Annotated in this window: 10 protein-coding genes; 3 read left to right on the forward strand and 7 right to left on the reverse strand. The window is 72.5% G+C overall.

The features are described 5' to 3' along the window. Positions 1 to 9 precede the first annotated feature (9 nt). The 6 genes from HII36_RS50940 to HII36_RS50965 are packed head-to-tail and all read right to left on the reverse strand — an operon-like array spanning position 10 to position 6,203. Positions 10 to 966: a M24 family metallopeptidase gene (locus HII36_RS50940; protein WP_328808272.1), complete on the reverse strand. Its 957-nt coding sequence runs from the start codon at positions 964 to 966 to the stop codon at positions 10 to 12. Then, on the reverse strand, positions 963 to 1,874 hold the full coding sequence (locus HII36_RS50945) for an ABC transporter ATP-binding protein (protein ID WP_173530625.1): 912 nt from the start codon (positions 1,872 to 1,874) through the stop codon (positions 963 to 965). The genes HII36_RS50940 and HII36_RS50945 overlap by 4 nt, the downstream gene beginning before the upstream one ends. Continuing rightward, positions 1,874 to 2,644: an ABC transporter ATP-binding protein gene (locus HII36_RS50950; RefSeq protein WP_173530626.1), complete on the reverse strand. Its 771-nt coding sequence runs from the start codon at positions 2,642 to 2,644 to the stop codon at positions 1,874 to 1,876. Before HII36_RS50950 ends, HII36_RS50945 begins: the two co-directional genes overlap by 1 nt. Beyond that, positions 2,641 to 3,516 (reverse strand): ABC transporter permease, encoded by an 876-nt coding sequence (locus HII36_RS50955; protein ID WP_328808273.1) that lies wholly within the window; start codon positions 3,514 to 3,516, stop codon positions 2,641 to 2,643. Before HII36_RS50955 ends, HII36_RS50950 begins: the two co-directional genes overlap by 4 nt. After that, complete coding sequence (locus HII36_RS50960) at positions 3,513 to 4,613, reverse strand: ABC transporter permease (protein ID WP_328808274.1); 1,101 nt, start codon at positions 4,611 to 4,613, stop codon at positions 3,513 to 3,515. The genes HII36_RS50955 and HII36_RS50960 overlap by 4 nt, the downstream gene beginning before the upstream one ends. 12 nt (positions 4,614 to 4,625) lie before the next feature. Continuing rightward, the gene (locus HII36_RS50965) at positions 4,626 to 6,203 is read right to left on the reverse strand and encodes an ABC transporter substrate-binding protein (protein WP_173530627.1); all 1,578 of its coding nucleotides are present in this window, start codon (positions 6,201 to 6,203) and stop codon (positions 4,626 to 4,628) included. Positions 6,204 to 6,313: 110 nt separating this feature from the next. On the opposite strand from HII36_RS50965, the gene HII36_RS50970 reads away from it, so the two are divergent. Beyond that, entirely contained in the window at positions 6,314 to 6,949 is a 636-nt protein-coding gene (locus HII36_RS50970; protein WP_173530632.1) for an Lrp/AsnC family transcriptional regulator, read from the forward strand. A 13-nt stretch (positions 6,950 to 6,962) separates the two neighbouring features. On the opposite strand, the gene HII36_RS50975 is transcribed toward HII36_RS50970, so the two are convergent. Further along, positions 6,963 to 7,304, reverse strand: a complete 342-nt coding sequence (locus tag HII36_RS50975) for a hypothetical protein (protein WP_328808275.1) — start codon at positions 7,302 to 7,304, stop codon at positions 6,963 to 6,965. A gap of 533 nt (positions 7,305 to 7,837) precedes the next feature. Here HII36_RS50975 and HII36_RS50980 point away from each other — a divergent pair. Beyond that, entirely contained in the window at positions 7,838 to 8,605 is a 768-nt protein-coding gene (locus HII36_RS50980; RefSeq protein ID WP_173530628.1) for a bestrophin-like domain, read from the forward strand. Positions 8,606 to 8,607: 2 nt separating this feature from the next. Beyond that, a partial coding sequence (locus tag HII36_RS50985) for a hypothetical protein (RefSeq protein WP_217370989.1) occupies positions 8,608 to 9,115 on the forward strand: 508 nt, incomplete at its 3' end.

Consider the following 9,115-nt stretch of genomic DNA (forward strand, 5'->3'; position numbering starts at 1 on the left):
CTCGGGGGGTCAGTGGTCGAGGACGTGGAGGTCGCGGGGGGCGCGGCTGAGGACGTGGGGGCCGTCCTGGGTGCAGGCGACCACGTCGGCCACTCGGGCGCCGAACAGGTCGGGCACGTAGATCGCCGGCTCCAGGCAGAACGTCATCCCCGGCTCCAGCCGGTCCCGGCCGAGCCACGGCCCCTCTCGGCGGCCCAGCCCGAGGCCGCGCCCCACGTGGGCGGCGGCGAAGCGGCCGTACCCGCTGCCGTCGATGACGTCCTTGGCCGCCGCGGCCGGGTCGGCCGACAGCCGCAGCGCCTCCAGCGCCGCCTCCCGCGCGGCGAGCACCACCGAGTACATGGCCTCGAAGTCCTCGGGCGGCTCGGCGACGGCGAAGACGCGCGCCACCTCGGCGCAGTAGCCGTCCCACCGCCCGCACAGCGACACCAGCAGCGCGTCCCCCGGGTTGATCACCCGGTCGCCCGCCCGGTGCCCGGGCCCGGCGGTGTGCTCGCCGGCCGCCACCCGCACCGACAGCACCTCCTCGCACCCGGACTCCAGCGCCAGGATGCGCAGCCCGGTCGCCATCGCACGCTCGGTCGCGCCGAACCAGGCCAGCTCCCGAGCCTGCCACAGCACCCCGCCGGCGGCCACGGCCGCCCGCTCGATCGCCGCGACCTCCTCGGGACGCTTGACCAGCCGCAACGGGGCGAGCACCGCCGAGGCGGGCACCAGCTCGGCCTCGATGGTGAGCCCGAACAGCTCGCGTACCCGCATCTCCGGGTCCACGCCCACCCGGCCCGCGCCGGCCAGCAGCGGTCCCGGGGACTGCGTCTCCTCGGCCGCGTCCATGGTCACCACCAGGAACGGGCCGGACCGCCCGCCCAGGAACCTGAAGTCGGGCGACGGCCGCAGCACCAGGGCGTCGATCCCGGCCCCGGCCATGGCCGCCCGCACCGCCTCCAGCGGCACCGGCGGGATCACGTCGGCTCGTGCAGCCAGCAGGCGACCGGGCCGAAGTCGGGCTCCTTGTCCCGGCACACGTCCATGGCCAGCGGGCAGCGCGGGTGGAACCGGCAGCCCCGCGGCGGGTCGGCCGGGTCGGGCACGTCGCCGGCCAGCTCGGCGGGCAGCACGCCCATGCCGTCCGGCTTGGGGATGGCCCGCAGCAGCGCCTGCGTGTACGGGTGCTTCGGGTCGTCCCACACCTCGGCGGTGCGGCCCACCTCGACGATCCTGCCGAGGTACATGACCGCGATCCTGTCGGCGATCAGCCGGACCACCGACAGGTCGTGGCTGATGAACAGCAGGCCGGCGCCCGAGTCCACGGCCAGGTCACGCATCAGCGTGGCCACCTGCGCCTGCGCGGAGGCGTCCAGCGCGGAGATCGGCTCGTCGCCGATCAGCAGCCGCGGCCTGGCGGCCAGCGCGCGGGCGATGGCGATGCGCTGCCGCTGGCCGCCGGAGAACTCGTGCGGGTGCCGTCCGGCGAACTCGCGCGGCAGGCCGACGCGGTCCAGCAGGTCGGCGGGGGAGGTGGTGGTGTCGCCAGCGGTACGCAGCCCGTCGGCGATCTGGTCGCCCACCCGGCGGCGCGGGTTCAGCGACGCGTACGGGTCCTGGAACACCATCTGGATGCCGGTCAGTTTTCTGCGCCGCAGCCCGAGCGGCGTTACCGGCTGACCCTGGAAGGTGATCGAGCCCTCGGTGACCGGGTTCAGCCCGCACACCGCGCGGGCCAGCGTGGACTTGCCGCACCCCGACTCGCCGACCAGCCCGACGACCTCGCCTGGGCCGACCTTCAGACTGGCCCCGGCGACCGCCCGCACGATCGGGCGGCCGGGGGAGCGGTGCTCGACGACCAGGTCGTCGACGCTCAGCAGATCGCTCATCAGATCTCCGTATCCGGCAGGGACGCGAGCAGGGCGCGCGTGTAGTCGTGCGACGGCTCGCGCAGCACCTGGCCGCGCGGCCCGGTCTCCACCACCAGCCCGTCCTTCATCACGCTCACCTCGTCGGCCACCGCCGACATCACGCCCAGGTCGTGGGTGACCAGCAGCACCGCCAGGCCCAGCTCGTCGCAGAGCCCGCGCAGCAGCCGCAGCACGCCGGCCTGGACGGTCACGTCCAGCGCGGTGGTCGGCTCGTCGGCGATCAGCACCTTGGGCGAGCAGGCCAGCGCGATGGCGATGGCGATGCGCTGGCGCATGCCGCCGGAGAACTGGTGCGGGAACCGCGAGTACGCCTCCGCCGCGCCCGGGATGCGCACCTTGCCGAGCAGCTCGATCGCCCGCTCGCGGGCCTCGGCCTTGCCGATCCGCAGGTGGTGCCGCATGTGCTCGGTGAGCTGCTTGCCGATGGACAACATCGGGTGCAGGCTGGTGGCCGGGTCCTGGAAGACCATGGCCACCTCGCCGCCGCGCACCTTGTTCAGCTCCTTGGGCGCCAGCGTGAGCAGGTCGCGCTCGCCGAGCGCGATCCTGCCGGTGGCGCGGGCGCCGTGCGGCAGCAGGCCGAGCACGGCCAGCCCGGTCATGGTCTTGCCCGAGCCGCTCTCGCCGGCCAGGCCGTGCACCCGGCCCGCCTCCAGCTTGATGTCCACGCCGCGCAGGATCGGCCGGCCGCCGATGTCCACCTTGAGCCCGGTGATGTCCAGCGTCACAGCGCACGCTCCTTGATCGCGCGGGCCGTCCGCGGGTCGAGCGCGTCGCGCAGCGTGTCGCCCAGGAAGTTGAACGCCAGCACCACGGTCAGGATCGCCAGACCCGGGAACGTCGCCACCCACCAGCTGTCGAACACCTCGAAGCCCGAGGCCACCATCGCGCCCCACTCCGGGGACGGCGGCTTGGCGCCCAGCCCCAGGAACGACAGGCCGGACAACAGCAGCAGGGCCGTGCCGATGTCCAGCGTGGCCAGCACCAGGATCGGTCCCGTCACGTTCGGCAGCACGTCCACGCGCAGCGAGCGCCAGGCGGAGAAGCCGAGCAGCCGGCCGCTCAGCACGTACTCGCGCTCCCGCACGCCCAGCACCAGGCCGCGCGTGACGCGGGCGTACGCCGGCCAGGCCACGATCAGCACCGCCAGCACCGCGTTGGCCAGGCTCGCGCCGAGCGCGGCGGCCACCACCATGGCCAGGATGACCGTCGGGAACGCGAACACCAGGTCCGCCACCCGCATGATCGTCTCGCCCACCCAGCGGCCGAAGTACCCGGCGGCCGCCCCCAGCAGCCCGCCGACCAGCACCGACAGCGCCACCAGCAGCAGCGTCAGCGGGATCGAGATGCGCGCGCCGTGCATGACCCGGCTGAGCACGTCGCGGCCGAGGTTGTCGGTGCCGAACCAGTGGCCGGGACCGGGCGGCGCGAGCCGTGGCAGGTCCTGGGCCAGCGGGTCGTGCGGCGCCAGCCACGGCGCGGCCACCGCGATGACCACCCAGGCGATCGCGATCACCACGCCGACGACGGCCAGCGGCTGCCGCCACGCCGCCGGGAGCCGCCGCAACAGCCCCTTGCGGGCCAGGGGATCCCGTTTCACTGCAACCTCACTCGCGGGTCGATGACGCCGTACAGGACGTCCACGACCAGGTTGATGACCAGGTAGACCACGCCGACGACCAGGCCGACGCCCATGATGGCGGGCAGGTCGAGCGTGGTGGCGCTCTTGTAGGCGTACTGGCCGACGCCCGGCCAGGCGAAGACCGCCTCGACCAGGACCGTGCCGGACAGCAGGCTGCCGAACGCCAGGCCGGCCACCGTGATGATCGGCACCAGCGCCGAGCGCAGCACGTACCTGAACAGGATCACCCGCCCGGGCAGGCCCTTGGCCCTGGCCGCGCGCACGTAGTCCTGGCCCAGCACCTCCAGCACGGCGCTGCGGGTGAAGCGGGTCAGCAACCCGATCGTGTACAGGGCCAGCACCAGCGCCGGCGTGATCAGGTGCCCGACGGCCGAGACGAACACGTCCCACTGGCCGGCCAGCAGCGCGTCCACGGTCTGCAGCCCGGTCACGAACGGCGCCTCACCCAGCGCCGGGTCCACGCGCCCGCTGCCCGGCGTGATCTGCAGCCGGTAGAAGAACACGTAGAAGGCCACCAGCGCCAGCCAGAACGTCGGCACCGAGATGCCGACCAGGCTCAGCACGCGCAGCACGTGGTCGGGCAGCCGGTCCCTGCGCAGCGCGGCCACCACGCCGAAGGCCACGCCGAGCAGCAGCGACACCACGATCGCGGCGCCGGCCAGCTCCAGCGTCGCCGGGACGAACTGGGCCAGGTCCTCGCCGACCGGCCGGTGGCTCTGCTGGCTCATGCCCAGGTCACCCTGGAACAGGCCCTGCAGGTGCAGCAGGTACTGCTGCCACAGCGGCTTGTCCAGGCCGTGCTCGGCCCGCCACGCCGCCACGATGGCCGGGTCGCCCAGCGCCCGCTGGCCCAGGTTCGCGGCCACCGGGTCGCCGGGCACCAGGTTCGTCAGCACGAACGTGACCAGCGTGATGCCCCACGCCAGCAGCACGGCGATGAGGACGCGCCTGATGAGGAACCTGGCCAGCGGGTGCGCGGCCCGCTTGCGGCCGCGCACCGGCGCCTTCGGGTGGTCGGGGCGCGGCGAGCCCGCCGCGCCCGGGGTGTCGGACACCTGAGTGTTTCCTTACTTCACGCCGAGGTCGGCGACGTCGACCGTCCAGACCGGGTGGTACTCCAGGCCGGTCACCGAGCCCGCGGTCACGATGTTCTGGCTCGGCTGGATCAGCGGGATGAACGGGCCGGAGGCGTTCAGCTTGTTCTGCACGTCGGCGTACGCCTGCTTGCGCGCGTCGTCGCCCACCGCGGCGCCGGCCTTCTCGCCGGCCGCCTCGATCTCCTTGGCCGCGCCCGTCTTCCAGCCGGCCCGCAGGCCGACCGTCTTGCCGGGCAGGAAGGCCAGGTAGTCGTTGGGGTCGGGGTAGTCAGGGCCCCAGTACCACAGGCCCATCTCCTCCTTGCCGTTGCGGTAGTTGTCGAGCGCGGTCGTCACCGGGGCCGGCTGGAGGTCCACGGTGATGCCGACCTCCTTGAGGTTGGCCTGGATGCGCTCGGCCAGCGGCTGGAACGACAGGCCGTTCACGGTCAGCTCGCTCGGGTACTCCAGCTTGACCGTCGGGTTCGACAGGCCGCTGGCCGCCAGGGCGGCCTTGGCGCCCTCGACGTCCCGCTTGGTGGCCTGGTCGGCGGGCAGCGCGCCGAGCAGCTGCGACGGGATCACGCCCGGCGCCTGCGTGGAGCCCTCGCCGGCCAGCTCCAGCAGGCCCGCGTAGTCCACGCCCTTGCGCACGGCCTCGACGAACTTGGCGTTCGGCGTGGTCTTGCTGATCGCCTCGTCCTGGTTGGCCAGCAGGAAGATGACGTTCGCCGAGGCGGTCTTCTTGACCTGCAGCGTCGCCGGCATGCCGGTGACCTGGTCGCCCGACAGGTTCAGCGCCACCTGGCTGTCGCCGCGCTGGACGTTCAGCTTCTGCGTGGCCGCCTCGACGTTGCGGATGACCACCTTGTCGTAGGCGGGCTTGGCGCCGTAGTACTTCGGGTTCGCCTTGAGCACGACCTGGTTGCTGACGTTGAACGACTCGATCAGGTACGGGCCCGAGCCGGCCGAGTTCGCGTTGAGGTACTGCTCGGCCTTGTCCTGCGGGTCGGCGGTGGCGCCGTTCTGCTTGGCCACCTTGCTGTTGATGATGCCGAGCGCCGGGTTCGGCAGGATGTACGGCAGCGCGGCGTTGGCCGTCTTCGAGGTCAGGGTGATCGTCGAGTCGTCGGTCTTGGCCACCTCGACGCCGTCCAGCAGGAACGACGGCGTGCCCTTCATGTCACGCACCCGGCTCAGCGAGAACACCACGTCGTCGGCCGTGACGGGGGTGCCGTCGGCGAAGGTGGCGCCCTTCTTGAGCTTGAGCGTCAGCGTCTTGCCGTCCTCGGACAGCTCGTACGACTCCGCCAGCGCGGGGACGGGCTTGGTCACGTCCGCGCCGTCGAAGGTGAGCAGCGTCTCGTACAGGGCCTTGCCGACGATCAGGCCGGTCGGCTCGTACGTGCGGCCGGGGTCGGCCGTCTTCAGGTCGAAGGAGGTGTCGATGACGAGGGTCTTGCCGCCGCTCTTGGCGGCCGGAGTCTGGGACGTGCCGCCGCTTCCGCAGGCGGCGAGGGCGAGTGCACCGGCGAGCAGCACAGCCGCCGTCTGCGAGCGGGTCGCCATACTGGGTCCTCCAAATTGGACGATCGGGAGAAGGATGTCGAGGATTGTCCGGCAGAACGTCCAGGGTCTGTGCACTCAGCAAGACGTATATAAAGGGACGTGAGGTAATGATGAGTGAAATTTCTAGATATGGTGCCAGCGGTCGCCCTCCGGCTGGACGGATCGGCATCGGCCTTGAGCTGGACGACATCCATTTGAAGATCCTCGAGGTCCTGCGCGAGAACGGCAGGATCTCGGTCGCCGCGCTGGCCGAACGGGTGGGCATCTCCCGGGCCAACGCCTACACCCGCTTCGAGGCCCTGCGCGCCGACGGCGCGATCAAGGGCTTCACCGCCGAGATCGACCACGTCAGGGCCGGGCTCGGCATCACCGCATTGATCTTCGTGACCGTGCGGCAGCAGATGTGGAAGCAGTTCAGGGCCGAACTGGCCAGGATGCCCGAGGTGGAGTACTGCGCGATCACCACCGGGCAGCACGACGCGATGATCCAGGTCCGGGTGGCGGACGTGGCCGAGGTGCACGCCATGGTCACCGACCGGCTGGCGAACATCCCGGCCGTCAAGGCCACCGAGACGGTGTTCATCCTGGACGAAGTGCTCAAGCGCCCCTACGTGCTGCCCGGGGACCGGGACAGGGACCGCCCGGCCCGGCGGGCGGCGCAGGAGACCTCGGGCGAGGTGCCGCTGGGCAAGATGCGTTTCGTCGGGGCCGCCGAGGGCCGCGCCGCCCTGCAGAAGGACGGCTGACCGGCCGCCCGGATCAGGCCTGCGCGACCTCGGTGCACACGCTCACGTGCAGCGTGTCGTCGCCGTCGAACCTGAACTCCTCCACCAGGCGCAGCCGCCCGTCCTGCTCGGTCTCGATCCTGCTGGTGCTCTGCCCGCCCGCGGTGCCGCCGGCCTTGAGCGCGTGGGCGTAGGAGATGGCGACGACGTCGCCGTCCCTGGTGCCGACGAAGCGGCCGTGGATGACGGTGTCGCCCGTGTAGCTCCCCCACACCACGCCGTCGGCCTCCCAGTACTGGAAGGAGGTCGGGCTGTCCTGGTCCACCGCGCTCGCCGTCGAGCTCACCATCACGAAAGTACGGCCGTTGAGATTCACGCGGCCCAGTGTGACGAAATTTCCTGACAACTGGTGAACCGCTGGACGGATCGCCCCGGTCGTCCGCCATGATCAACAATCCGTCCACGGGAGCGCGCCCGCGGGACCGCCGGCGGACGGGTCAGTCCACGACCTCGGGTGCCGCGCCCGCCCGCCCCTGGGGAAATCCCTGGGGTGATCCCTGACGCGAGCCGCCCGGCCGCCATGGACCATGTGAGAGTCCCCGTTGGGAGGGTGCCGGCGGAGCGTCCAGGCCGTTCGCGGAGGGACGACCGGAGACTTCGCAGGTGATTGGGGGCGTGCCCCTGGGCCCGCGTGGAGCAGCTGCCGCGGACCGCGCCGGTGTCGCCAGCCGGAGCCGGGCCAGGGGCGCCGCCCGGGGGCGGCCGCCCGCGTAGCCACGAGGCGCCCGCCCCGGGCGAACGACGGGACAATCGGGGACTCCATGCTGACGTGATCTTTGCTTTCTCGCCCCTGACGTAGTGTGATAGCAATGTAACACTACGTATTCAATGGGGTGTGGGGAGATCTTCATGCTGGCGTACACGCTCTCGATCGTGGCGGCGGTGGGCGTGGTGGCGCTCACCGCCCTGCTGTTCAGGATCGCGAAGAAGGGCAGCGAAGACCGCGAACCCGACGGCCCCTCGGCCGCGCACGCCGGCGCGATGTTGTCGGCGCTGTTCCTGCTGGTGTTCGCCATCGCGATCATCGTGCCCTGGACCACCGCCGACGCCGCCCGCCAGAACACCCACGCCGAGAGCCAGGCCGCGGTCAACGCCTACTGGGCCGCCGCCGACCTGCCGGACGAGGCCCCCGCCCAGATCCGCACCGCGCTGCGCGACTACGTCACGTTCGTCGTCCGCGACGAGTGGCCGCTCATGGCCGAAGGCAGGATGGACGCCATCGGCACCGCCAGGCTCGACGCGCTGCGCAGCCGCGTCACCGCGCTCGAGGTCGAGGGCGACACGGCCGAGGAGGCCAAGGGCACCGTGCTGGAGCACGTCGGCACCATGTCCACCGCCCGCGCCCAGCGCAGCTCCGACGCCGCCGCCACCCCGCCCGACGGGCTGCTGCTCCTGACGATCCTGACCGGCGTGATCGTCATCGTCTTCCCGTTCCTGGCCGGGGCCAGGCCGCGCGGGCTGGCCATCCTGCCGCTGGTGGCGATGGCCGCCATGCTCGGCTTCGGCGTCTACCTGACCTGGGACATCTCCCGGGCCTTCGACGGGCCGCTGGCGGTGGGCCCCGACGCGTTCCGCGGCGCGCTGCAGGAGTTCGCCAGGATCGCCGGGGGAATCTGACCGTGGACGTCAGGAGGCGTACGTCGCTGCTGCTGGCCGTCGCCGTGGTGGCGGTGAGCGTGAGCGGGCCCGCCCTGGCGGACCGCGAACGTCCGAAGCCCGTGGTCAAGGGGCACGGGGTGACGATCTGGCGCGGCCCGCACGCCCGCGTCTCCGTGCCCAGGCGGCTGCTGCCCCGAGGGGTGCCCGGCGTGTCCGTGCGCGGCGGCTCGTCCCCCAGGGTGTCGATCCGCGGCCGGTCCGTGCCCGGCATCCGGGTGCCCGAGGTGCGCCTGCCCGGGGTCCGGGTCCCGGGAGAGCGGGCGCCCGGGCTGCCCACGCGGCGGGTGAAGGTGCCCGGCGGGTCGGAGCCCGGGGTGGAGATCGGCGGCGGCGTCTGCGTCGGCGGCCGGGTGGAGATCGGGCGCTGCCCGTCCAGGCCCGCGCCGCGCAAGACCCCGCGCCCGGTGCGCGCCCAGGCCCCGGCTCCGGTGCCCGTCGCCGTCCGGCCTCCGCCGCCGGAGCCCACCC

Origin of the sequence: Nonomuraea antri (genome assembly GCF_013283785.1) — a bacterium.
Lineage (GTDB): Bacteria > Actinomycetota > Actinomycetes > Streptosporangiales > Streptosporangiaceae > Nonomuraea > Nonomuraea antri.

Coding starts and splice junctions, on each gene's coding strand:
- HII36_RS50945 (WP_173530625.1), bottom strand. CDS start 1,874: ATGAGCGATCTGCTGAGCGTCGACGACCTGGTCGTCGAGCACCGCTCC.
- HII36_RS50965 (WP_173530627.1), bottom strand. CDS start 6,203: ATGGCGACCCGCTCGCAGACGGCGGCTGTGCTGCTCGCCGGTGCACTC.
- HII36_RS50980 (WP_173530628.1), top strand. CDS start 7,838: ATGCTGGCGTACACGCTCTCGATCGTGGCGGCGGTGGGCGTGGTGGCG.
- HII36_RS50970 (WP_173530632.1), top strand. CDS start 6,314: ATGAGTGAAATTTCTAGATATGGTGCCAGCGGTCGCCCTCCGGCTGGA.